The sequence below is a fragment of the Arthrobacter sp. BG5 genome (genome assembly GCF_056680155.1).
Genome location: NZ_CM155268.1, coordinates 56,916 through 79,401, shown reverse-complemented (window position 1 = coordinate 79,401; position 22,486 = coordinate 56,916). Strand labels below are relative to the sequence as shown.

Here is a 22,486-nt window from a genome sequence, read left to right as displayed (position 1 = left end):
CTCCATGCGGGACGTGCTGGCAGCCATGATGCCGGACTGGCGGCAGGGCAGAACCGCGGGACTGGCCACGGTCGTGAACACGTTCAGGTCCGCCCCCCGGCTTCCCGGCGCGTCGATGCTGGTCACCGCCGGCGGCGCCGCCGTCGGATCGGTCTCCGGCGGCTGCGTCGAGGGCGCCGTGTACGAGCTGGCCACCCAGGTCAAGGACGACGGCGTCCCGGTGCTGGTGCGCTACGGGATCAACGACGACGACGCGTTCGCCGTCGGCCTCACCTGCGGCGGCATTATCGACATCTTCGTGGAGCCGGTCTCGCAGCAGCGCTTCGCGGAGCTCGACGGCGTGCGGCAGGATGTCGAGGACGAAAAACGGGTGGGGGTTGCCACTGTGATCGAGCATCCGGACAGTAACTGGCTGGGGCGGCACTTGGTAGTGCGGCCGGGCGGCTTCGAGGGCAACCTGGGCTCCGAGCGTGCCGACCTCGCCGTCGGCGACGACTGCCAGGGTTACCTGGCCGCGGGCCGGACGGGCATCCTGACCTACGGTGCGGACGGTGAGCGGCTGGACAGCGGGATGCGGATCTTTTTCACCAGCTACGCCCCGCCGCCGCGGATGCTCGTTTTCGGGGCAATCGACTTCGCTTCCGCACTCGCGCGGCTCGGGACGTTCCTGGGCTACCGGGTGACGGTCTGCGACGCCCGTGCCGTCTTCGCCACTCCGGCCAGGTTTCCCGAGGCTGCCGAGGTGGTCAACGAATGGCCGCACCGCTACCTGGCCGGGCAGCAGGAGCGGGGGCTGGTCGACGAACGGACCGTCATCTGCGTCCTCACGCACGATCCGAAGTTCGACATTCCGTTGCTGGCGGTGGCCCTGCGCGGCAGCCCGGTGGCGTTTATCGGGGCGATGGGTTCGCGGCGCACCCACGAGGACCGGCTCCGACGGCTGCGCGAGGCGGGCCTGGGCGGGGCCGAACTATCCCGGCTGCACAGCCCCGTGGGCCTGGACCTCGGCGCCCGGACCCCTGAGGAAACCGCGGTATCCATCGCCGCGGAAATCATCGCCACGCAGTGGAGCGGCAGCGGCGAGCCGCTGCGGCAGCTGGACGAACGGATCCACCACGACGAGCAGCATTACGGGCAGCAGCAGGCCTAGCGGCGGGACGCCCGGAGTCGGGCGTAAGCTCGTGCCATGGCGAGATATTTCGATGTGCACCCCGACAACCCGCAGCCGCGATCCATCACGCAGGTGGTGGACATGGTGAAGTCCGGCGGCCTGATCGCCTATCCGACCGATTCCTGTTACGCGCTCGGCGCGCAGCTGGGGAACCGGGACGCGCTGGACCGGATCCGCGCCATCCGGCACCTCGATGACAAGCACCACTTCACGCTGGTCTGCAAGGACTTCGCCCAGCTCGGGCAGTTTGTCCAGATCGACAACGACGTTTTCCGCAGCATCAAAGCTGTGACGCCGGGCAGCTACACGTTCATCCTGCCGGCCACCAAGGAGGTGCCGAAGCGGCTGCTGCACCCCAAGAAGAAGACGGTCGGCGTGCGCATCCCGGACAACAAGGTGGTGCAGGCGCTGCTGGCCGAACTCGGCGAGCCGCTGCTCTCCAGCACGCTGCTGCTTCCGGACGAGGAGGAGCCGCTGACCCAGGGCTGGGAAATCAAGGAACGGCTGGACCATGTGGTGGACGCTGTGATTGATTCCGGCGACTGCGGGGCGGAGCCGACGACGGTCATTGACTTCTCCAGCGGCGTCGCCGAGGTTGTCCGCCACGGCATGGGCGACCCGTCGCGGTTTGAATAGTCCGGCGACCGCCCTTGGGATACGATCCGGTGATGCCTCGCCTCACCGTGCCTGACGTCAGCTTCCACGCCTCCTGGCTGAAAGGTTCCGCCGAATTTGAGGGCGCGCGCCGGGACGGCGGGGGCGCGGAGGACTGGCCTCTGGAAGAACTCCGGGACGCCGGGGCGTTCCGTCGTTTTGTCGATGTCCTCCACAAGGACGCTCTGCCGGACACCGAGCGGAAACCGGGTTACGTGCCCTGCACGTATTTGTGGATCGTGGAGGGTGACACGTTCCTGGGCTCACTTGCCATCAGGCACGAACTCAACGATTTCCTGCTCAATCAGGGCGGGCACATCGGCTACAGCGTGCGACCCTCCGCCAGGCGCCGCGGCCATGCGGCGAAAGCGCTGGCTGACGCCCTGCCGATAGCGCGGGGTCTGGGAATCCCGCGGGTCCTTCTCACCTGCGACGAGGACAACGCCGGTTCCCGGGCGACCATCGAAAAGAACGGCGGCGTCTACGAGGACACCCGCAAGGGCAAGCGGCGCTACTGGATCGATACCGTCTAACCTGAGGTACCCTGACAGCCCGCGAGCTCAGTGGCTGGCGGGAATAGGGATCTCGCGCCGTCAGGCAGCGTGGCACCCCGCGCACCAATTCTCTTTGCAAGGGTTGCGACACGGCGGTCCAGCCGGACCCGGTCGAACCCTCGACGGCGGCTCTCGTGTCCTACGGTAGACCTAAACCAGCGAGAGGGGACTCCCACATGGCCTGTGACGGCTGCAGCACATCTTCAAAACTTGACTTCGATTTCAGCATGGCCTTCCAGCCGATCTATGACGCCGCTGCCGACCGGGTGTGGGGCTACGAGGCGCTGGTCAGGGGTCTGTCGGGCGAGGGTGCTTACGAAGTTTTGTCAAAGGTGTCGCCGGAGCAGAAGTACCGCTTCGACCAGGACTGCCGCGTCAAGGCGATCGAGCTGTCATCGCGGCTGTTTCCGGCGGGTGAGGATTTGATGTTGTCGATCAACTTCATGCCGAACGCAGTCTACGAACCGGCCGCCTGCCTTCGTGCGACGCTGCTCGCAGCCAGGCGATGCAGTTTTCCGACGTCGTCGATCATGTTCGAGTTCACGGAAAATGAGGAGGTCTCGGACACCGCCCACCTTACGAACATCATCACCGAATACCGCAAGCATGGTTTCACCACCGCCATCGACGACTTCGGCGCCGGTCATGCGGGGCTGGGCCTCCTTGTCGATTTCCAGCCCGACCTGATGAAGATTGACATGAAGCTCATCCGCGGGATCGACACCAACCCGGCCCGCCAGGCCGTCGTCGCCGGCATCGTCGATATCGCCAGGGAGCTCGACATCACGGTGCTCGCAGAAGGCATCGAGACTGAGGCGGAGTTCCTGGAGCTGAAGGCAACCGGCATCCGGCTGTTCCAGGGATACTGGCTGGGGAAGCCCGCCTTCGAGAAGCTTCCCCAGATAAATGTGGACGCCAGGTCCGGTCCCGGCGTCACCGCTTTCGCCTAGCCGCAGCGGCGCCAGCCACCGGCCCCGGCAGAGGGCAGCGGCCACATGCAATTGGGCGACCACGGTCAAAAGTCAGTGCCGGGCGCTACACTTGAATTCGAACATATATTCGAAAAAGGGTGTGTTGTGGGCGTAATTATCGGGCCCCGCGTGATAGACGCGGGCTCTTCCCTCCTGTCGGTCCTCATCTCGCCGGTGCCGGTCGCTGCCGGCTATCCGTCGCCGGCGCAGGACTACTTTGACGGCCGGATCGACCTCAACGAGCACTTGATCAAGGACATCACCAGCACCTACGTCGTCCGGGTCTCAGGGGACTCCATGGAAGGCGCCGGCATCAGCGACGGGGATGAGTTGATCGTCAACCGGGCGCTCGAGCCGCGCGACGGGTGCGTCGTCGTCGCCGTCCTCGACGGCGAGCTCACCGTCAAGCGCCTCCGCGTCACCGCCTCCGGGGTGGTCCTGCAGGCAGACAACCCGCGCTATCCGGACATCCGGGTGCCCGCCCTGTCCGACCTCGTCATTTGGGGCGTCGTCACCCGGTGCCTCCACCATGTCTAGGCCCAGGCCCGAGCCGCGGCCCGGCGGCAGTATTGCCCTCGTGGACGTTAACTGCTTTTACGCCAGCGCCGAACGGGCATTCGACCCCTCACTGGAGGGCCGGCCGGTGGTGGTGCTGTCCAACAACGACGGCTGCGCCGTCACCCGCTCGCCGGAAGCGAAGGCCCTGGGCATCCCCCTCGGCGAGCCCTGGTTCAAGCTTGCCCCGCGGGCCAGGGAATGGGGGCTGGTCGCCAGGTCCAGCAACTACGAGCTCTACGGGGACATCAGCGCCCGGGTGATGGAACTCCTGGGCCGGTATTCGGCGTGGCTGGAGGTCTACAGCATCGACGAAGCCTTCCTTGGCGTCCGCGGCAGCCCGGAAGAACTGCTGCGGCGCGGGCAGGCCATGAAGACGTCGGTCCGCCGGAATGTCGGCGTTCCGGTGTGCGTCGGGATCGCCGGCACCAAGACCCTGGCAAAACTGGCGAACAAGTGGGCCAAGCACAACCCTGCGTTCGACGGCGTCTGCCACTGGGACGCCGTTCCCGCCGGGCGCCAGGAGCAACTGATGGCCGGTCTGTCCGTCATCGAGCTCTGGGGCGTCTCCACGCGGCTGACCAAACGCCTGAACGGGCTGGGGATCCGGAGCGTGCTTGACCTGGCCCGGGCGGACCCGGTCACCATCAGGGACCGCTTCTCGGTGGTGCTGATGCGCACGGTCCTGGAACTGCGGGGCACGCCGTGCATCCCGCTCGAAGAGGAACGCGTCGGCCGCGACCAGCTGATTTTCAGCCGGTCCTTCACCACCCCCATCAGCACCGCGGCCGCAATGCGCCAGGTCCTCGGGATCTACGCGCAGCAGGCCAGCGCCCGGCTCGCCCGGCACGGCCTGCAGGCCAAGGTCCTGACGGCTTTCGCCGCCACATCCCACTACAACCCGCGGGACAGCTCGCATCCCTCGGCGTGCGTTTCGCTGCCAATGCCTACCGCGGACCCGCTGCTGCTGGCCAAAGCCGCCTACGCCCTGCTCCCCCGGATCGTCGACGGCGTCAACTATGCGCGGGCCGGCATCATGGTCACCGACCTGCGCCCGACAGCCAACCAGGCTCCGCTGGCCGTGTTTGAAAACCCGCACGAGGAACGGGGCATCGGCCCGCTGCTGGAGGAGGTCAGCCGCAAGTACGGCAAGGGTTCCATCGGCCTGGGGTCCGCAGGCATCCGCGGCGGACCTGACTGGACGATGAAGCGCGACATGCTGTCCCCGCGCTACACCACCCACTGGGACGAACTCCCCGTGGTCAAGGCCGCCTGACCAGTCCCGCAGGATCCGGCAGCCTGCACCGGCACGATACCCAAAAGAGGTCACCATGCTTACTATTGAGGCTCCGGCTGCTGGCACCCGCGGGCCGCTGGAACCGGCCGATCCGAGGAGCGCCAATGCCGCTAAGCAAGGGAACACCCGTCGAATGGAACACGCCCCAGGGCCCCACCCACGGCACGGTTGTGCAGAAAAAGGTCAGTGACTTCGAGCTGGACGGACACACCCACCGGGCCAGTGCGGACGAGCCGATGTACGTCGTGGAGTCAGCCACAACCGGTGCCCGGGCCGCGCACAAAGCCTCCGCCCTGACAGTGAACGAGTAACGCCATGGCCAGCCAGGACCACGATGTCCTCATCATCGGCGGCGGCAATGCCGGAGTTTCCCTCGCCGCGCGCCTGCGTCGCTACGGAATCAAGGACGTGGCCGTGGTGGAGCCCGGCGAGCAGCACTTCTACCAGCCGCTGTTCTCCCACATCGCCGGCGGAAGGGCGAAGGCCGCGGAAGCCGTCCGGACCCAGAGCTCCGTTATGCCACATGGCGTGGAATGGATCCGGGACAGCGCGGTGGACATCGACCCGGCGGGCAACACGGTGACGTTGGCCTCGGGCCGCCGGCTGGGCTTTGGCCACCTGGTGGTCTGCCCGGGCCTGCAGCTGGACTGGGCCGGTATCCCGGGCCTGGCCGAAGCCGTCCGTTCCACCGCGGGTGCGTCCCACTATGATTTCAGCCTGGCCGCGAAGTCCTGGGCGCTGCTGAGTGGCCTCAGGGCCGGCACCGCCGTTTTCACGATGCCCTCGGGCCCCATCAAGTGCGGTGGCGCCGCTCAGAAGCCGATGTACCTGGCCTGCGATTACTGGCGCCGGCAGGGAGTCCTCAAGGACATTCGCGTCGTCATGGTGCAGCCCTACCCCACCGTGTTCGGCGTGCCCGGGGTGGATGATGAGCTGCGTCGCAAGATCGCCGAGTACGGCATTGAACTGCGCCTGGACAGTGAACTGGTTGCAGTGGAGCCGGCAGCCCAAAACGTGGTGATCCGGGACAACACAACCGGATCCACCGAGCAGCTGCACTACGACGTCCTCAACGCCGTACCGCCGCAGTCGGCCCCGGACTGGCTCAAGGCCACTGAACTGCCCGCCCCGGGCGACTCCGGCGGGTTCGTGGACGTGGACCCGCAGACCCTCCGGCACACCCGGTTCCCGAACATCTGGTCCTTGGGGGATGCCGCGGCGACCACCAACTCCAAGTCCGGCGGTGCGTTGCGGAAGCAGACGAAGGTCCTGGCCAAGAACCTCGTCGCGGCCCGTGAGGGAAAGCCGCTGCCGGAGAAGTACGACGGCTACTCGGTGTGCCCCTTCACGGTGTCCCGGTCGACTGTTGTCTTCGCCGAGTTCGACGACCACTACAGGCCCATGCCCTCGGTCCCGAAGGTTCCGACGTGGAAAGAGAGCCGCGCGTCATGGGTCGTGGACCGGGACATCTTCCCGCAGGTGTACTGGAACCTGATCCTCAAGGGCCGCGCCTAGGCTTGCAGAACGGGCGGCCTGGGACCCGTCAAACCGCGGCCCGGACGCGCTGCAGGAAGGAGTCCAGGATCCTTCCGGCGTTCTCCCGGAGCCGGTCATCGGCCGCCGGGCCCGTCGGCCCCGTTGCCTGCAGCCGTTCGCCGAGGAGCAGCAGGGCCGCCAGGACTTCGGAGAGCTCCGTATTTTCTTCAGCGCGCTGCCGCAGCAGCCTCAGATGCGCGGCCTGGAGGGCCGGTCCCGGCGGGCAGGCCAGAGCACGGTCAAAAAGGCGCCGGCAACGGTCATACGCAGACAGGGCCTCCACCGGCAGGCCGGCTTGTTCATACGCCGTCACCAGCACCGTCCAGGCCCGCTCGTTCAGCGGCTCCGACCGGACGGCTGACTGCGCCCAGCGGACCGCTTCGTCGTGCCGCCCGAGGAACATTGCCGCCTCCGCGGCGGCGATCATTGCGGCAACGCGATCGGCGGCGTGGCGGGCGCGGGCCGCCTCCGCCCAGTCGGCGACGAGTTCGAAGCCGAGGAGAGGCTCGGCGGAGAGCTCCAGTGCCTGGACCAGGAGCGCGTACGCCTCGGCCGGCGCGGCACGCCCCGCGGCGCGCAGATGGCCGTGGAAGCGCGTGAGGTCCAGGTCCACCAGCCGGGGCTCCAGGACGTATCCGCTGTTGGCCGTCCTGAGTGGCCCCGTCTTGGTCTCTCCCGGCTGGATCGCCCGCCGGATGCCGCTGACGTAGCTCTCCAGCGTGGCCACGGATCCGTCGCTGGCATGGGGCCCCCAGAGGATTTCGATCAACCGCGTCTTTGACACCGGTGTGCCGAGGTTCAGCAGGAGAAGCTCAAGAATATGCCGTGGCTTGCTCCCGCCCAGATCCGCGGCCGTGAGGGACACGCCATCGCGGCGGATTTCCAGAGGTCCGAAGAGTTGAACCGATATGGATGGTAGTGCTCCAAACGGTTTGTGCACGATGTCCTCCGATTCCCCAGGCAACGAATGCAAATCGCGTTGTTCACAGCGAGTCCTTCTTGCGACACGACGTTCAAGACAGAGGCACGCCGTTCCAAGAGCAGGAACAGAGTCTGGAAGAGGTGCGGAATACGGCGGACCGGCACCGTTTTCCGTTCCTGCCCCCGGAGCCACGGTTACACGCCCCTCCGGGGGCGGCAAGCGCGGGAACTACCCGATCTGGCGCACGGCAAAAGTCGGGTACGGCGACCGGGAACGGCGAGTACGGCGCCGCGAAGAAATACAGGTAGCCGGCGTTATGGCCAAGTAGATCGCAGCGGCAAGCAAGGGGCCGTCACGTAGCGTGGCACCCTCACGCGCAGCGCTTGCCTACCCGCCGGACTTCCCGCGGCCGGAGTTCCCGCGGCGCGGTCCCTGGCTGTCCGGCTTCCTCCTCCGGCGGACACCTCTGGCGATGAACCAGAGCAGCAGGGCCGCGCAGGCCGCGTACACGGCGTAATTGAGATAGTGCGAGTACTGGTCGATCAGTTCATACCTGGCCCCGAGGGCAGCGCCCAGTCCGATCAGGATCCCGTTCCACAGGCCGCTTCCCGCGAGGGTGAAGACGCTGAAGCTGAGCATGTTCATCTTCTGGGCCCCAGCCGGCAGACTGATGAGGCTTCGCACGCCCGGAATCAGCCGGCCAAAAAAGATCGCAGGCCTGCCGTGCCGGTCGAACCAGTCCGCTGCCTTCTCAAAATCCTCCCGGTCCACCAACGGCAGGCGGGACAGCCAGCGGATGGACCGTTCCAAGCCCAGACGGGCGCCCAGCCAGTAGAGCACCAGCGCCCCCAGGTAGGCGCCCAGGGTGCTGGTCAGGAAGACGAGCACCAGGTTCATGGACCCCTGCCGGGTGAGGAATCCGGCCAGGGGCAGGATGACCTCGCTCGGGATGGGCGGGAAGACCGTTTCGGCCAATGTGAAGAGCCCCACGCCCCATTCCCCCAGCGCATCGATGGACCGCGCGGCGAAACCGACAATCCCGGTCAGGTCCTGCGTTGCGGAGGCTACGGGCAGCATGGCTGGCACGGTCATCGGTCGGACTCCTTGGCGGCACGGCGGGACTCGGGCACTCTCCACCCTGCCATACCGTCCCCGGTCCGCGGCGCGAAAACGGCCAGGGCAGCCTGCCGGCGGCGACTCTGCCGGAAGCCCGAACCAGGCCCGGTGCGAGGGCAGCATCAAGTGACCACCGTCAGATTTGCCGGCGCCACGGGAGCGGAACGGGAGCAGAATTGAAGCAGGCCGCTTCACTGTCATTGCAAGATCCAAGTGGGAAGGTAGTCGGCTATGAACACCGGAAACGCGCGTGCCAGGCTGCTGCTGGCGGTGGTCCTGCTGGGTGCCGCGGGATGCGCCCCGGGCGGCGGGACCACGGCTGCGCCGACTGTCACCGCGCCGGCGGCCACCGCTCCCCCGGCCAGCGCGTCCGTGACCGGGAGTACGGAGATGGGCGGCGGCGCGGCCGGCACGCCCTCCGGCGGATCAGCCGCGGCAACTTCCGCAGCAGTGATCACGATTCGGGACTTCGCTTACGGCACGCCGCTGGTGGTGGCCGCCGGTGCGGTCGTGACCGTGACCAACATGGATGGTGCCGAGCACACGGTCACGGCCGACGACGGACCGGCGTTCGACGTCGACGTCAAGGGCAGCGGCGGCACGGCCACCTTTACGGCGCCGTCGACTCCGGGAACGTACGCCTTCCATTGCACCTTTCACCCCGGCATGCACGGGACGCTGACGGTCAAGTGAGCGTGCCGGTCCGCAGGTTCGCACCCGGCCGGGCGGCTTGGTTGTACTCCGGCTGGCCAGGGGCCGGCGCCGCTACCGCGGACGCCTTCAATAGCAGTTCGGCCGGTGCTACGTTGCAGTGATGGACACTCCAACCGAATCAATCCCGGTGCTGGACCTGGCTGAGGCGAGAAGCGGGGACGGGTCCTTCAATCCCGCTTTCGTCGCGGCCCTCCGCGACGCCAGCCACCGGGTGGGCTTCTTCCAGTTGACCGGCTTCGGCGCCACCGCCGCCCAGGTTGCTGAGCTTTTCGCGGTCACCCGACGGTTCTTCGCTTTGCCGGAAGCGGAGCGGCTGGCCCTGGACAACCGCAAGTCGCCGCATTTCCGCGGCTACACGAGGCTTGGCCACGAAGTGACCCAGGGGCGGCCGGACGCCCGGGAGCAACTGGATTTCGGCCCGGACCGGCCCGCCCTGCGCGGCTACCCGGAGGATCAGCCGTACTGGCTGATCCAGGGGCCCAACCTCTGGCCGGACGCGGCCCTCCCGGAGCTGCGCACCGTGGCCATGGCCTGGGCCGAACACATGTGCCGGGTCGGCGCGGAATTGCTGGGCGCGATCGCGGTGTCGCTGGAGCTGCCGGAAGACCACTTCGCCGCCGCCTTCGAGGGGACACCGGCGTGGATGGCGAAGCTCACGCACTACGTCGGCGGCGTGGTTCAGGCCGCGGGGAACCAGGGCGTTGGCGCGCACGCGGATTACGGCTTCGTGACCCTCCTGCTGCAGGACCGGGTGGGCGGGCTGGAGGTCCGGCCGCACGGCAGCGACGTCTGGATTCCTGTGCCGCCGATCGAGGGTGCCCTGGTGGTGAATCTCGGCGAGATGCTTGAAGTGGCGACCCAGGGGTACCTCTCGGCGACGGTCCACCGGGTGCAGGCGCCGCCGCCCGGCGTCGACCGCTACACGGTCCCGTTCTTCTGGTCGCCCCGGCTGGACGCCGTGATCGATCCGGTTCCGCTGCCGCCGGCGCTGGCGGCGCAGTCCCGTGGGCTTTCGGACGATCCGGACAACCCGATGCTCGCCTCCTACGGGGCCAACGTGCTCAAGGGCTGGCTCCGCGCCCACCCCGAAGTCGCCCGGCTGCACCACCCCGAGCTGGTCCAGTAAAACGGGCCGGACCTAGTCCTTGTTCCGGGCCCGGCTGGGCTGCACCCGCGGCGGTTCGCCAGGCATCTTCGGGAAGTCCGGCGGAAAAGGAAGCTCGCCCAGGCCAGCGGCCACGTCCCGCTCCCACCACCCGAGCAGGGCCTCAATGGAGCCGGGGCTGGCATGCATGCCGGCCCAGGGGTCCCCGGTGGCCTTAAGCCGGCCGGGAACGGTCGCGACGGTGAAGTCCTTGGGGTCCGCGCCCTCCAGCTCTTCCCACGCCAGCGGGCAGGACACGGTGGCGGCGGGCAGGGCGCGGGGGCTGTAGGCCCCTGCCATCGTGCGGTCACGGTTGGCCTGGTTGAAGTCGATGAAGACCCTGCTGCCGCGTTCCTCCTTCCACCAGGCGGTGGTGACCTGCTCCGGCATCCGGCGTTCGAGTTCGCGCGCGGCGGCAATGACGGCGTGCCGCACCTCAAGGAACTCATGCGCGGGCTCGATCGGTGCGAAGACGTGGAGTCCGCGGTTGCCGGAGGTCTTGATGAAGGCGGTCAGCCCCGCCTCGGCCAGCACGGTGCGCAGTTCCCGGGCGGCCGGCACGGCGTCCCGGAACCCGGTCCCGGGCTGCGGGTCGAGGTCGATCCGCAGCTGGTCCGGGTTGTCCGGGTTCGCCGCCCGCGACGCCCAGGGGTGGAAGACCACCGTGTTCATCTGCACCGCCCAGACCGCTGCGGCGATCTCGTCGATCACCAGCTGGGGGTGGGACCGGCCGCTGGGATAGACCACGTCCACGGCCCGCACGAAGTCCGGGGCGCCCTTAGGCGGGTTCTTCGAGAAGAACTGTTCGCCGTCGACGTCGCCGGAGAAGCGCTGCAGGGTAATGGGCCGGCTGCCGTTGGCGGCCAGGAACGCGTCCCCGACGGCGACCACGTAGTGGGCGAGGTCCAGCTTGCTCAGGCCCGCTTCGGGCCAGAGCAGCCTGCTGGGACTGGATATCCTGACTTCCCTGCTGCCGTCCGGTCCCTCGACGGAGACCGTGGTTTCTTCCCGAGCCATGAGGACAAGCTACCCCGCGGGCGCGGTCCAGTGAAAGGAGGCAGCGTCAGGGCCGGCGGACGGTCTTGTAGATTTCGAACCAGGCCACTCCGGCGGCCCCGGCGGCGACGGCCAGGCCCCAGTCCCCCGGCGTCAGCGGCCCCAGGTCGAAGGCGCCGCGCAGTCCCGGAACGTTCAGCAGCACTACGAGGAACAGGGCTGCGCCGCCGACCACCCACTTGAGCGTCCGGTTCCGGCGCTCACGGAAGGTTCGCCAGACCGGCAGCCGCCAGGACCGGTTCACGAGGATCAGTGACAGGTTGCCGACCACCAGGGTGGCGAAGGAAAGTGACCGGACGACGTCGTCCGCCTTGCCGCTGCTGATGCTCCAGAGGTAGACGCCGATCACGGCCGCGAGCACGGAGAGCCCCTGGCAGGCGGCGATGGCCAGCACCCGGCGACCGAAGATGCCCTGGCCGGCCCGGCGCGGCGGCTGGTCCATGATCGCCGGGTCGATTTCTTCGGCTTCGAAGACCACCGAGCAGGCCGGGTCGATGATGAGTTCCAGGAACGCGATCTGGACCGGCAGCAGCACCAGCGGCCACCCGCTGACGAAGACCGGCAGCAGGGACATGCCGACGATCGGGACGTGCACGGCGATGGTGTACGCCAGGGCCTTGCGCAGGTTGTCGAAGATGCCGCGGCCCTGCCGGATGCCGCCGGCAATCGAGCTGAAGTCGTCGTCGGTGATGACCAGGTCGGCGGATTCCCGCGCCACGTCGGTGCCGCGCGCGCCCATGGCGATGCCGATATCCGCGGCGCGCAGTGCGGGGGCGTCGTTGACGCCGTCGCCGGTCATGCCGACAACGTCACCGTTGACCTTGAGGGCGCGGATGAGCCGGAGTTTCTGCTCCGGCACCATCCGCGCGAACACGCTGACGGTGCGGATCCGCCGGGCCAGCTCGTCGTCGGTCATGGCCTCCAGCTGCGGACCGGTAATGACGCCGGCGCCGTGGTCCAGCCCGATCTCGCGGGCGATCGCCAGCGCGGTCCCGGGGTAGTCCCCCGTGATCATCACGGTGCGGACCCCTGCCCGGGCGCACGCGGCGACGGAGTCTGCCGCGCCGGGCCGCAGTGGATCGTGCAGGCCGACCAGGCCGAGGTACTCGAAGTCGAAGTCCGCCTGGCGGTCCGGCAGGCTTCCGGTCCGGTCGAAGGAGGCACGCGCCACGGCGAGGACCCGCTGGCCGCCGGCCGTGGCCGTCTCCACGTCCGCCATCAGGACCGCGAGCCGGGCCGGGTCCAGACGGCACAGCCGGGCGATCGCCTCCGGGGCGCCCTTGGCGGCCACCACGTAGTGGCTGCCGTCGGGCGCGCGCCAGACGTGCGAGAGGGCCAGCAGGCTTTCGGAGAGCGGGTATTCGCGGACCAGTTCCCAGTCGGTGTGCAGGTGTCCGGGGTCGCCGAGGTACTTCCCGCCCACCGCTTTGAAGGCATTGTCCATCGGGTCGAAGGGGTCCACCGGGGAGGCCAGCACACCAAACTCGGCGATGGTGTGGAAAGCCTCCGGCAGCGGCCCTTCATCGATGGTGTAATTCTGGTTCCCCACCACCAACTGGCGGACGGTCATGCTGTTCAGGGTCAGGGTGCCGGTCTTGTCCACGCAGATGACTGTCGCCGAGCCAAGGGCTTCGATCACCGGCGCGCGCCGGGTCAGCACGTGCTTTTGCGACATCCGCCAGGCCCCCAGGGCAAGGAACACGGTCAACACCACCGGGAACTCCTCGGGGAGCATCGCCATCGCGGTCGCGATCCCGGCCAGCAGGCCCTCCAGCCAGTTGCCGCGGGTCAGCCCGTACACCACCACGACGACGGCGGCGGCCGCCAGGCCGAAGGCGGCCAGGTACCGGACCAGCCGGTCGATTTCCCGCTGCAGCGGGGTGGGTTCCTGCTCGATGGACCGCAGGGCCGAACCGATCCGGCCCAGCTCCGTGCCGGCCCCGGTCTCCTTGACCAGCGCCAGGCCGTGGCCCCTGACCACCAGGGTGCCGGAGAAGATCCAGGGCGTCGCGTCCCCGCCGGGCCGTCCCATGGCCTCGGCCGCGGTCCCGGCCGGGCCCGGCGCCTTGCGCACCGGCACGGATTCGCCCGTCAGCGCTGATTCGTCGGCCGAAAAGTTGCGGGCCTCCAGCAGGACCGCGTCCGCCGGCACCCGGTCGCCCTCGGCGAGCACGGCGAGGTCGCCGCGTACCACCTCGCGGCCGGGGATCCGGAGCTGGTTCCCGTCCCGGACCACCAGGGCGCGGGGTGAGGACAGGTCCCGGAGCGCCGCGAGGGCGTTCTCGGTCTTGCGCTCCTGGTAGATGGAGATTCCGATCACCACGACGACGAAGGACATCAGCAGCACGCCGTCCAGCAGTTCAGCCAGCAGGAAGTTCACGGTCCCGGCGACCAGCAGCAGGAGCAGCATGGGCTGGCGGATCACGGCCCAGCTCTGTTGCAGGATGTTCCGCGGCTTCGCCGTCGGCAGTTCGTTGGGACCGTCGGCCGCCAGCCGCCGGGCCGCCTCCGCCGAGGCGAGCCCCTCCGCGACGGCGGCGGCCGGTCCGGGTTTCATCAGAGCCAGGCGGTCCGGCGCAGCGGGGGTTCGGCGCCGCCGGCGCGCTGCACCAGGACCTGGTTCACCCCGGTGGTTCCGGCCTCGAATCCCAGCGCACTGGCGGCCATGTAGAGCCGCCACACCTTGGCCCGGCCCGGGCTGCTGGCCCGCACGGCCTCGTCCCAGTGGCGCTCCAAGTTTTGCACCCAGGCCCGCAGGGTCAGTGCGTAGTGTGGGCGCAGCGCCTCGACGTCGAGCACCTCCAGGCCGCCGCCCTCCAGCGCGCCGATCATCTCGGCCAGGCTGAGCATCTCCCCGTCCGGGAAGACGTAGCGCGGAATGAACGAATCGGGATCCGGGTCGGTGGGGCCGGCGTTCCAGGAAATGGCGTGGTTCAGCAGCCGGCCGCCGGGGCGGAGCAGCGCGTGCAGCCGGGAGACGTAGTGGCCGAGCTGTTCGCGGCCCACATGCTCGGACATGCCGATGGAGCTGACCGCGTCGAAGGGCCCGTCGTCCACCTCGCGGTAGTCCTGGATCCGGATCTCGACCCGGTCCGTCAGCCCCGCTTCCGCCACCCGTTTCCGGGCCAGTTCCGCCTGCTCGGCGGACAGGGTGATGCCCACGACGTCGGCCCCGTAGCGTTCGGCGGCGTGGATGGCGAAGCTGCCCCAGCCGCAGCCGACGTCCAGCACCCGCATGCCGGGCCGGAGGCCGAGCTTGCGGCAGACCAGGTCGAGTTTGGCTTCCTGCGCCGCGTCCAGGCCCGTCTCCGGGGTTTCCCAGACAGCGCAGGAGTAGACCAGGGACGGGCCGAGCACGAGGGCGTAGAAGGTGTTGCCGACGTCGTAGTGGTGCGAGATGGCGGCCGCGTCGCGCTTCCTTGAATGCCGCCGGCCCTTGCGCGCCACGCGGGCCTCCTCCGGGGGCGGGGCGGGGTTCGGCCCCAGCGCGCCGAGCCGCACCGCGGCCGCGGCCAGGGTCCCCAGTTCCCGAACCGTGGGCCGCCGGAACGGCCCGGGCTCGGCGAACTTCCCCGCCGAGCTGAGCGCGCCGAAGCTGGCAAAGATGTCGCCGGGGGCCTCAATCTCGCCGGCGACGTAGGCCCGGCTCAGGCCCAGCTGGCCGGGCGAGAAGAGGATCCGCCGCAGCGCCCGGCGCGAGTGGAAGACCAGCAGCGGGGCGCCCTCCGGTCCCGCTTCCGAGCCGTCCCAGGCGCGCAGCCGCAGCGGGATGTCCTCGGTACCGAGCACGATGGCCAGCGCCCCGGCCAGCCGCGACGCGGCTCCAGCAGTGGTCGACATGGTTCTTTCCTCTCAGCCGGTGGCTTGCCCCAGCCCCAATCTATTGGCAGCCGGGGCGCCGGAACAGGGGCCGGACGTCCCGGAAGCGCGCGCTTCGGCGGCGCACGGCGGGCCGCTCTGGTGATCCCCGCAACCGGTGATTAGGGTGGCTGACATGTCTGAGGCCTTTTCCGCTGAACTCCCGCTGACCATCGACGTCGACGGCACTGACGTTTCAGGGGTTTACGCCCGGCCGGCTGACCCCGCCGCGACTCTTGTGGTCGCCCACGGCGCGGGCGCCGGGATGGAGCACCCGTTCCTGCGCGGCTTCACCGCGGCCCTGAACGACGCCGGCATCGCCACCCTGCGCTTCAACTTCCCGTACCGCGAGGCGGGCCGGAAGTTCCCGGACCGGCCCCCGGCGGCCATCGCGGCCTGGCGGGCCGCGATGGATGCGGCCGCTGCCCGCTCCGAGGGCGAACCGCTCTGGGCCGCCGGGAAGTCCTTCGGCGGCCGGATGGCGTCAATGGCGGTGGCGGACGGCATGCCCGCGGCGGGCCTGGTGTACCTCGGCTATCCGCTGCATCCGCCGGGCAAACCGGAGAAGCTGCGCGACGAGCATCTCTACGGGCTCACCGTGCCGATGCTCTTCCTGCAGGGCACCAGGGACACGTTCGCCACCGGCGGGCTGCTGGAGTCAGTGGTGGAGCGCATCGGCCCGGCCGCGACGCTGCAGTGGCGTGAGGGCGGCGACCATTCGTTCGCCGTGGCCGGGATGAAGCGGGCACCGGACGAAATCGGGGCCAGCCTCGCGGCGGCCGTGGCGGAGTTCATCCGGCTTCACAGCGCGGACCGGCCTGCCGACAGCGGCCGCCCGGAGGGCGCCCGGTCGAAGGGTCCCCGGTGACGGGGCCGCGCACCGGCGGGACGGCAGCGCTGGCGGACGGCGACGTCCCGGCCTGGTGGCAGCGGCTGGGGCTGCCGGGACTGGTCGACATCCACACGCATTTCCTCCCCGAGCGGATGTTGCGGCGGGTCTGGGCACATTTCGATGCGGCCGGACCGCTGGTGGGCAGGCCCTGGCCGATCACCTACCGCACGGACCAGGACAGCAGGCTGGCGAGGCTCCGCCAGCTGGGGGTCCGCCGTTTCACCGCGCTCACCTACGCGCACCGGCCCGGGATGGCGGCCGACCTGACCGACTTCGCCCTGGGCCTCGCCGCGGACGAGCCCGACTGCGTCCCCAGCGCCACGTTCTATCCGGAGGACGGCGTGCTGGGGCAGGTCGAGTCGGCCCTCAACCGGGGCGCGCGGGTCTTCAAGATCCACGCCCAGGTGGGCGGCTTCGACCTGCGCGAGCCGGTCCTGGACCCGGTGTGGGGCCTCCTTGCCGACGCGGCCGTTCCGGTGGTGGTGCACGTGGGCAGCGGCCCGGTACCGAGGGCCGGGTTCACCGGCCCGGACAAGCTCGAGGGCGTGCTGCGCCGGCATCCGGGGCTCACCGCCGTCGTCGCGCATCTGGGCACGCCGGAGTACGGCGAGTTCCTGGCCCTGGCCGAAAAGTACCCCCGGGTCCATCTGGACACCACGATGGCGTTCACCGATTTCTTCGAAGACGTCGCCCCGTTCCCCGCCGGATTGTTGCCCAGGCTCGTGGAGTTTGCGGACCGGATTGTGCTCGGCAGCGACTTCCCCAATATCCCGTACCCCTACGCGCACCAGCTTGAGGCGCTGGAGCGCCTCCGCGACAAGGAGCCGCGGCTCGACGACGAGTGGCTGCGCGCGGTCTGCTGGTTCAACGGCGAACGGCTGGTGGGAAGCTGAGCTGGCCGCTCCCATCGCGGGGTGGTTCCCATAACGGCGCCCAGGCTGAAAGATGGTGCCCATGAGCAAACCATACGAAGCATCCCGCCCCGTTGAATCCGACAACCCCGAAGCAGTGGTGACAGCGGTCCGCGAGGCCACCAGCGAACTCCGCGACGAGCTTCAGCGCAACGGGATCGAGGTCAGCTTCCAGGACCTGGCCCTGCTGGGCCATTCGGAATCCTGGGACGGCGAGGGCCAGCGCTGGGTCCATGTTGCCTGGGAGGGCGCGGAGGCCGGGTAGCACCTGCCCCGATGGGTGGCGCCGCCCCGCCGTTGGGCGTCACATCCGGCTTTTGACCTTGGCCGTCGCCGGCGCCGTCCACGGATCCTCCGGCCAGGGATGCTTCGGGTAGCGGCCGCGCATCTCCGCCCGGACCTGCGCGTAGGGGCCCGACCAGAAGGATGCCAGGTCGTCGGTCACGGCGAGCGGCCGCCGGGCCGGGGAGAGCAGGTGGAACAGCACCGGAACCCGGCCTGCCACCAGCCGCGGCGTCTGGTCCCAGCCGAAGCACTCCTGCAGCTTAACCGCGACTACCGGCCGTCCGTCGTCGTCCCCCGCCTCGGGGTAATCGATCCGTACCCGCGAGCCGCTGGGCACCTCCAGCGTCTCCGGTGCCAGCTCCCCGAGCCGGGCCGCGTCCGGCCAGGGCAGCAGCCGCCGGAGCGGTTCGGCCAGGTTGATGCCGCTGGTCGGGGAACCGGCAGCCAAGGCTTCAAGTTCGGGCGCGAGCCACTCGTCCAGGCGGCCCAGCAGGGCGGGCTCGGACATATCCGGCCAGGGCGCACCCAGTTCCCGGTGCAGCAGGGCCAGCCGCCGGCGCAGGGCGTCCGCCGCCGTGGACCAGCCAATCGTCGCCAGCCCGGATTGCGCCAGGGCGCGGGCCACCGCGGCGCGGCCCTCCGCCGGGGCCGGTCGCACCGGCGTCGAGGAGAGAACAATCGCACCGAGGCGGCGTTCCCGGCGCGCGGTGACCCGGCCCTGGCCGAAGGCAGCCTCCACCGTGTCACTGAGCAGCTGCCGCGCGGCGGTCTCCGCGGCGTCCGCCGACAGCGGGGCAGCGGACCGGATGACGGCACCGGTGCCGGCCGCGTCCCGTCCTTCGGCGCGCGATACCTCCGCGACCGCCAGCCACTCGTGGCCGGCCAGGCCGCTGCCGGCCGGGAGCCCGGCCCGGGTTCCGGAGCACAGCAGGTACCGTTCCCCCGGCCCCGGGACCCGGCGCGCCACCCGGTCCGGGAAGGCGAGGGCGACGACGAAGCCGGTGCCTTCCGCCCCGGCTGCGCGTCCCGCCGGGGCTGCGGGCGGCGGCGCTGCGGGCGGGGACGCTGCGGGCGGCGTCGCTGCGAGGGGGCGGGACGCTTCGCTGCCGGTCCGGGCCTGGCGCGCGATCGCCTCCATCCGCCGGACGTCGTCGGCCCAGCGCCGGGACCCGGGATCGGTCCCGGCCCGCAGGGCGTTCAGGAGCCCGGGCAGATCGGCGCCGGGGACCCGCTGTCCGCCGGCGACGACCGCGACGGCCTCCGCGGCGGCGCGGTGCCCGACGGCGGCCGCGCCGTCCAGCAGGGCGCGGGCCAGCCGCGGATCCGCCGGGACCCGGGCCAGCGTCTTGCCCAGGTCCGTCGCGAGGCCACCGGGTCCCACCGCGCCGAGTTCGCGCAGGACTTCGACGGCCTCGTCCATCGCCGCCCGGGGCGGGGCGTCCGGCAGGGCCAGTCCGCGGCCGCCCGGGGAGCCCCAGCAGGCCAGCACCAGGGCCGCGCCGGTGAGGTCGGCGACGGCGATCTCCGGGGTCTGGTGTGCCGGGGCGGCGCCGAAGCTCTGCTGGTCATAGCAGCGCACCACCCGTCCGGGTCCCAGGCGGGCGGCGCGTCCGGCGCGCTGGTCCGCCGAGGCCCGGGAACAGGAGACGGTCACCAGACCGGTCATGCCGCGCCCCGCATCCCGCCGCGGCTCACGGGAGAGGCCGGAATCGATCACCAGGCGGACCCCGGGGACTGTCAGGGAGGACTCGGCGAGCGCCGTGGAGACGATGATCCGTGCGCGTTCGCCCGGGCCGCGGCCGGACACCGCCCGGTCCTGCACGGCGGGGGTGACCTGGCCGTGCAGCTCCAGCACCTCAGCCCCCGTCCGGCCGCGCAACCGGGCCGCAACCTCCGAGACTTCCCGGGCGCCCGGCAGGAAGACCAGGGCGTCGATGTCCTCCCCGGCGGCGAGCGCTGCGGCGTGGGCTTCCGCTGCTGTGTCCGCGACGTGGCCAAGGAAGGCCCGCGTCACGCCCCGCTCGTCCAGGCGCGGCCCCGCCGCCGGGGCCCATTGAACCGCCAGCGGATACAGCGCCGACGGGCAGCCGACGACGGGCGCCGCGCCGCCGCCGTCGTGCGCGGCCCGCCCCGGCGCCTCCCCCGGCGGGGTGTCCCCGAGCAGGGCGGCAAACCGGGGCGCGTCCAGGGTGGCCGACATGGCGACCAGGGTCAGGTCACCGCGGAGCTGGCGGACCTCGGCGAGCATGCCAAGCAGCAGGTCGGTCTCCAGGCCCCGTTCGTGGACTTCATCGAGCACCACCGCGCCGGTGCCCTCCAGCCCGGGATCGGCCAGCAGGCGGCGCAGCAGGATGCCGGGCGTCACGAATTCGACCCAGGTACCGGGCCCGGCCTGGCGGTCGCCGCGGACGGTATAGCCGACGCGTCCGCCCAGCGGGCTGCCGTCCAGGGCGGCCAGGCGCCGGGCCGCGGAACGCGCGGCGACGCGGCGCGGCTGGGTCACCACAATGCGCGGGGCCCGGCCGGCGGCTCCCTGCAGGGCCAGATTGGCCAGCAGCGGCGGCACCAGCGTGGTCTTCCCCGTGCCCGGCGGCGCCTCGACCACCGCGGCACCGGCCGGGTCCTCCGCGCGCAGCGCCGCCGCGAGCCGGTCCAGCGATCCTGCGAAGACCAGGCCGGCTCCCAGGGCGGCCAGATCGAACGGCCTGGATTCCGGGGTCTGTGCGGTCGGCGAAAAAGTCACCCCTCCATTCTCCCCCGCCGCTCCTACGAACGGTCCCGCCCGCCCCGCCATTGATTCCGCGGTCCCGCTGCGTCGCGGAGGGCGCAGAAACTACGGAAGACTGGGACTACCCAATCGCAAAGGTGGAACCCCCTTGATTAACCTGCAGCAGGACGCCGAAGGCTTCATCCGGATGAACCGGCACTTCCCCGCCAGCACGCCCGTCACCATCACCTTCGCCGACGGCTCCACCGAGGAGGTCACCGGCCGGCAGCTGAACGCCGCCTACGACGACGCGCTCGCCGAGTACCGGGCGCAAAACCACCTGGACGCCAAAGGCTTTTCCCGGGCACCCAGGAAGCGGGTCGACCCCGGCAACAAGATCGAATTCGTGCGCGTCCACCCCGGCATGGCCGGCTAGGGGCACTGCCCGGGAGGGAGGCCCTGCCGGTACGTGTACCAGCAGGGTCTCCCTCCCCGCCCCAACAGGCCCTTGAATGGAAGCATGAGCCCGCGCCCCGCCGCTGGAGCACTCCCATCCGGACCTCTGACAAAAAGCTGGACCAGAAAAAAGTCTCCGTTGCGGAACAATCCACCCCGGCAGGGTGTTGGCTCATACTGTGGTCCGGGCGGCGTGCCGTCCGGGCACAGCGCCATCGTGGGCCGACAGGTTCCGGGGCGCCCCCAAGCCCCTGGGCCTACTCCTCTCCCCCACGACCGCGACTTTCGAACCGACTCTTACTGGAGAAGAATGCTTACCGTAAACGCTTACGCTGCCCCGTCCGCCACCGAGGACCTTGTCCCCACCACCATCGAGCGCCGCGACGTTGGCCCGAACGACGTCCTGATCGAGATCAAGTTCGCCGGGATCTGCCACTCGGACATCCACACGGTCCGCGGCGACTGGGGACCCCAGTCCTACCCGCTCGCTCCCGGCCACGAGATCGCCGGCATCGTCACGGAGGTCGGCTCGGCCGTCACCAAGCACGCCGTCGGTGACCGCGTCGGCGTCGGTTGCATGGTGAACTCCTGCGGCGAGTGCGCCAATTGCCAGGCCGGCGAGGAACAGTACTGCCTCAAGGGCAACATCGGCACCTACGGCGCCGTAGACCGCGACGGCACCATCACCCAGGGCGGCTACTCCACCCACGTCGTCGTCACCGAAGACTTCGTGGTGCGGATCCCCGAGGGCATCGAGCTCGACGTCGCCGCGCCCCTGCTCTGCGCCGGTATCACCACCTACTCGCCGCTGCGCCACTGGAACGCCGGCCCCGGCAAGAAGGTCGCCGTCGTCGGACTCGGCGGCCTCGGCCACATGGCCGTCAAGATCGCCCACGCCATGGGCGCCGAGGTCACGGTCCTCTCCCAGTCGCTCAAGAAGCAGGAAGACGGCCTGCGCCTCGGCGCGGACCACTACTTCGCCACGAGCGACGAGAACACCTTCACCGAACTCGCGGGCACGTTCGACCTGATCATCAACACCGTCAGCGCCTCGATCGACATCAGCTCCTACCTGCAGCTGCTGCGCCTCGACGGCACCATGGTCAACGTCGGTGCCCCGGCCGAGCCGCTGCCGGTCAACGCGTTCGCCCTGATCGGCGGGCGGCGGTCCTTCGCCGGCTCGATGATCGGCGGCATCCGCCAGACGCAGGAAATGTTGGACTTCTGCGCCGAACACCACCTCGGCGCCGAAATCGAGGTCATCCCGGCCGAGAAGATCAATGAGGCGTACGAGCGCGTGCTGGCCTCCGACGTCCGCTACCGGTTCGTGATCGACACCGCAACCCTCGTCTAGCCTCCGCGACTGCCGTTGCACGCGGCGGTTCCGGAAGGACGACGCGCAAACGGTCCGGCGCTACGGGAATCCCGGATTCCCGTAGCACCAGGCCGTTTCCGTATCCCGGGACCGAACCCGCCGCGCCACCCTGCTCCCGGCACGACCCGACGACGGCGGAGCGCGCCCCCAGGCTTCGTCACCGCCGTCGTCGGCGGGACATGACCCCCTCCGGAAAGACAGCGTTCACCTTCCGCTGGCCTTCCCGACGTCTGGATATCACCATCCGGAAACGCCGCCGCAACACAGCGGGTGCAAGCTGGAAGGGACGCCCGAAGGTGTCGTCGCTGCAAG

General features: G+C 70.0%; 21 protein-coding genes. 15 read left to right on the top strand and 6 right to left on the bottom strand.

Features of this window, described 5'->3' with window-relative positions:
* Window positions 1–4: 4 nt before the first annotated feature.
* The 8 genes from AC1MBE_RS00395 (at window position 5) to AC1MBE_RS00360 (ending at window position 6,717) form a co-directional block, all read left to right on the top strand.
* Window positions 5–1,150: an XdhC family protein gene (locus AC1MBE_RS00395; protein WP_479780028.1), complete on the top strand. Its 1,146-nt coding sequence runs from the start codon at window positions 5–7 to the stop codon at window positions 1,148–1,150.
* A 36-nt stretch (window positions 1,151–1,186) separates the two neighbouring features.
* Window positions 1,187–1,807 (top strand): L-threonylcarbamoyladenylate synthase, encoded by a 621-nt coding sequence (locus AC1MBE_RS00390; RefSeq protein WP_346958194.1) that lies wholly within the window; start codon window positions 1,187–1,189, stop codon window positions 1,805–1,807.
* Between the two features lie 32 nt (window positions 1,808–1,839).
* The gene (locus AC1MBE_RS00385; protein ID WP_479780026.1) at window positions 1,840–2,358 is read left to right on the top strand and encodes a GNAT family N-acetyltransferase; all 519 of its coding nucleotides are present in this window, start codon (window positions 1,840–1,842) and stop codon (window positions 2,356–2,358) included.
* Between the two features lie 248 nt (window positions 2,359–2,606).
* Window positions 2,607–3,329 carry an EAL domain-containing protein gene (locus AC1MBE_RS00380; protein WP_479780024.1) on the top strand — a complete coding sequence of 241 codons (723 nt, stop codon included), beginning with the start codon at window positions 2,607–2,609 and terminating at the stop codon, window positions 3,327–3,329.
* Window positions 3,330–3,455: 126 nt separating this feature from the next.
* Window positions 3,456–3,887 carry a LexA family protein gene (locus AC1MBE_RS00375; protein WP_479780022.1) on the top strand — a complete coding sequence of 144 codons (432 nt, stop codon included), beginning with the start codon at window positions 3,456–3,458 and terminating at the stop codon, window positions 3,885–3,887.
* The gene (locus tag AC1MBE_RS00370; RefSeq protein ID WP_479780021.1) at window positions 3,880–5,181 is read left to right on the top strand and encodes a Y-family DNA polymerase; all 1,302 of its coding nucleotides are present in this window, start codon (window positions 3,880–3,882) and stop codon (window positions 5,179–5,181) included. The genes AC1MBE_RS00375 and AC1MBE_RS00370 overlap by 8 nt, the downstream gene beginning before the upstream one ends.
* Window positions 5,182–5,306: 125 nt before the next feature.
* Window positions 5,307–5,513: a hypervirulence associated TUDOR domain-containing protein gene (locus AC1MBE_RS00365; RefSeq protein WP_479780019.1), complete on the top strand. Its 207-nt coding sequence runs from the start codon at window positions 5,307–5,309 to the stop codon at window positions 5,511–5,513.
* A gap of 4 nt (window positions 5,514–5,517) precedes the next feature.
* Window positions 5,518–6,717, top strand: coding sequence for an NAD(P)/FAD-dependent oxidoreductase (locus tag AC1MBE_RS00360; RefSeq protein ID WP_479780018.1), 1,200 nt, complete (start codon window positions 5,518–5,520; stop codon window positions 6,715–6,717).
* A 28-nt stretch (window positions 6,718–6,745) separates the two neighbouring features.
* On the opposite strand, the gene AC1MBE_RS00355 is transcribed toward AC1MBE_RS00360, so the two are convergent.
* A complete protein-coding gene (locus AC1MBE_RS00355; RefSeq protein WP_479780016.1) occupies window positions 6,746–7,603 on the bottom strand; it encodes an AfsR/SARP family transcriptional regulator in 858 nt (285 codons plus the stop codon).
* 444 nt (window positions 7,604–8,047) lie between these two features.
* On the bottom strand, window positions 8,048–8,752 hold the full coding sequence (locus AC1MBE_RS00350; RefSeq protein WP_479780014.1) for a DedA family protein: 705 nt from the start codon (window positions 8,750–8,752) through the stop codon (window positions 8,048–8,050).
* A gap of 255 nt (window positions 8,753–9,007) precedes the next feature.
* On the opposite strand from AC1MBE_RS00350, the gene AC1MBE_RS00345 reads away from it, so the two are divergent.
* Together AC1MBE_RS00345 and AC1MBE_RS00340 are read left to right on the top strand one after the other, a co-directional pair.
* Window positions 9,008–9,469, top strand: coding sequence for a cupredoxin domain-containing protein (locus AC1MBE_RS00345; protein ID WP_479780013.1), 462 nt, complete (start codon window positions 9,008–9,010; stop codon window positions 9,467–9,469).
* A gap of 121 nt (window positions 9,470–9,590) precedes the next feature.
* On the top strand, window positions 9,591–10,616 hold the full coding sequence (locus AC1MBE_RS00340) for an isopenicillin N synthase family dioxygenase (protein ID WP_479780011.1): 1,026 nt from the start codon (window positions 9,591–9,593) through the stop codon (window positions 10,614–10,616).
* 12 nt (window positions 10,617–10,628) lie between these two features.
* Here the strand turns inward: AC1MBE_RS00340 and ligD are convergent, their stop codons facing one another.
* Genes ligD through AC1MBE_RS00325 form a run of 3 tightly spaced genes read right to left on the bottom strand, consistent with a single transcriptional unit; the run spans window position 10,629 to window position 15,530 of the window.
* Window positions 10,629–11,651, bottom strand: coding sequence for a non-homologous end-joining DNA ligase (gene ligD / locus AC1MBE_RS00335; protein ID WP_479780009.1), 1,023 nt, complete (start codon window positions 11,649–11,651; stop codon window positions 10,629–10,631).
* Window positions 11,652–11,697: 46 nt separating this feature from the next.
* Window positions 11,698–14,247, bottom strand: coding sequence for a cation-translocating P-type ATPase (locus AC1MBE_RS00330; RefSeq protein ID WP_479780008.1), 2,550 nt, complete (start codon window positions 14,245–14,247; stop codon window positions 11,698–11,700).
* On the bottom strand, window positions 14,247–15,530 hold the full coding sequence (locus AC1MBE_RS00325; protein ID WP_479780006.1) for a class I SAM-dependent methyltransferase: 1,284 nt from the start codon (window positions 15,528–15,530) through the stop codon (window positions 14,247–14,249). The genes AC1MBE_RS00330 and AC1MBE_RS00325 overlap by 1 nt, the downstream gene beginning before the upstream one ends.
* Window positions 15,531–15,684: 154 nt before the next feature.
* Here AC1MBE_RS00325 and AC1MBE_RS00320 point away from each other — a divergent pair, with 154 nt between their 5' ends.
* The 3 genes from AC1MBE_RS00320 to AC1MBE_RS00310 all read left to right on the top strand — a co-directional run bounded on the left by AC1MBE_RS00320 (window position 15,685) and on the right by AC1MBE_RS00310 (window position 17,616).
* Window positions 15,685–16,416 carry an alpha/beta hydrolase family protein gene (locus AC1MBE_RS00320; RefSeq protein WP_479780005.1) on the top strand — a complete coding sequence of 244 codons (732 nt, stop codon included), beginning with the start codon at window positions 15,685–15,687 and terminating at the stop codon, window positions 16,414–16,416.
* A complete protein-coding gene (locus AC1MBE_RS00315; RefSeq protein WP_479780003.1) occupies window positions 16,413–17,333 on the top strand; it encodes an amidohydrolase family protein in 921 nt (306 codons plus the stop codon). The genes AC1MBE_RS00320 and AC1MBE_RS00315 overlap by 4 nt, the downstream gene beginning before the upstream one ends.
* A gap of 61 nt (window positions 17,334–17,394) precedes the next feature.
* The gene (locus AC1MBE_RS00310; RefSeq protein WP_346958212.1) at window positions 17,395–17,616 is read left to right on the top strand and encodes a hypothetical protein; all 222 of its coding nucleotides are present in this window, start codon (window positions 17,395–17,397) and stop codon (window positions 17,614–17,616) included.
* Window positions 17,617–17,655: 39 nt separating this feature from the next.
* Here AC1MBE_RS00310 and hrpB read toward each other — a convergent pair whose 3' ends face one another.
* Window positions 17,656–20,430: an ATP-dependent helicase HrpB gene (hrpB, locus tag AC1MBE_RS00305; RefSeq protein WP_479780002.1), complete on the bottom strand. Its 2,775-nt coding sequence runs from the start codon at window positions 20,428–20,430 to the stop codon at window positions 17,656–17,658.
* Window positions 20,431–20,512: 82 nt separating this feature from the next.
* Here hrpB and AC1MBE_RS00300 point away from each other — a divergent pair, with 82 nt between their 5' ends.
* Together AC1MBE_RS00300 and AC1MBE_RS00295 are read left to right on the top strand one after the other, a co-directional pair.
* On the top strand, window positions 20,513–20,779 hold the full coding sequence (locus tag AC1MBE_RS00300; protein ID WP_346958214.1) for a hypothetical protein: 267 nt from the start codon (window positions 20,513–20,515) through the stop codon (window positions 20,777–20,779).
* A 330-nt stretch (window positions 20,780–21,109) separates the two neighbouring features.
* The gene (locus tag AC1MBE_RS00295) at window positions 21,110–22,153 is read left to right on the top strand and encodes an NAD(P)-dependent alcohol dehydrogenase (RefSeq protein ID WP_479780000.1); all 1,044 of its coding nucleotides are present in this window, start codon (window positions 21,110–21,112) and stop codon (window positions 22,151–22,153) included.
* The last annotated feature ends 333 nt before the right edge of the window (window positions 22,154–22,486 follow it).

Coding starts and splice junctions, on each gene's coding strand:
- AC1MBE_RS00295 (WP_479780000.1), top strand. CDS start 21,110: ATGCTTACCGTAAACGCTTACGCTGCCCCGTCCGCCACCGAGGACCTT.
- AC1MBE_RS00350 (WP_479780014.1), bottom strand. CDS start 8,752: ATGACCGTGCCAGCCATGCTGCCCGTAGCCTCCGCAACGCAGGACCTG.
- AC1MBE_RS00370 (WP_479780021.1), top strand. CDS start 3,880: ATGTCTAGGCCCAGGCCCGAGCCGCGGCCCGGCGGCAGTATTGCCCTC.
- AC1MBE_RS00340 (WP_479780011.1), top strand. CDS start 9,591: ATGGACACTCCAACCGAATCAATCCCGGTGCTGGACCTGGCTGAGGCG.
- AC1MBE_RS00385 (WP_479780026.1), top strand. CDS start 1,840: ATGCCTCGCCTCACCGTGCCTGACGTCAGCTTCCACGCCTCCTGGCTG.
- AC1MBE_RS00325 (WP_479780006.1), bottom strand. CDS start 15,530: ATGTCGACCACTGCTGGAGCCGCGTCGCGGCTGGCCGGGGCGCTGGCC.
- AC1MBE_RS00320 (WP_479780005.1), top strand. CDS start 15,685: ATGTCTGAGGCCTTTTCCGCTGAACTCCCGCTGACCATCGACGTCGAC.
- AC1MBE_RS00330 (WP_479780008.1), bottom strand. CDS start 14,247: ATGAAACCCGGACCGGCCGCCGCCGTCGCGGAGGGGCTCGCCTCGGCG.
- AC1MBE_RS00395 (WP_479780028.1), top strand. CDS start 5: ATGCGGGACGTGCTGGCAGCCATGATGCCGGACTGGCGGCAGGGCAGA.
- AC1MBE_RS00380 (WP_479780024.1), top strand. CDS start 2,607: ATGGCCTTCCAGCCGATCTATGACGCCGCTGCCGACCGGGTGTGGGGC.
- AC1MBE_RS00345 (WP_479780013.1), top strand. CDS start 9,008: ATGAACACCGGAAACGCGCGTGCCAGGCTGCTGCTGGCGGTGGTCCTG.
- AC1MBE_RS00310 (WP_346958212.1), top strand. CDS start 17,395: ATGAGCAAACCATACGAAGCATCCCGCCCCGTTGAATCCGACAACCCC.
- AC1MBE_RS00360 (WP_479780018.1), top strand. CDS start 5,518: ATGGCCAGCCAGGACCACGATGTCCTCATCATCGGCGGCGGCAATGCC.
- AC1MBE_RS00365 (WP_479780019.1), top strand. CDS start 5,307: ATGCCGCTAAGCAAGGGAACACCCGTCGAATGGAACACGCCCCAGGGC.
- ligD (WP_479780009.1), bottom strand. CDS start 11,651: ATGGCTCGGGAAGAAACCACGGTCTCCGTCGAGGGACCGGACGGCAGC.
- hrpB (WP_479780002.1), bottom strand. CDS start 20,430: ATGGCGGGGCGGGCGGGACCGTTCGTAGGAGCGGCGGGGGAGAATGGA.
- AC1MBE_RS00390 (WP_346958194.1), top strand. CDS start 1,187: ATGGCGAGATATTTCGATGTGCACCCCGACAACCCGCAGCCGCGATCC.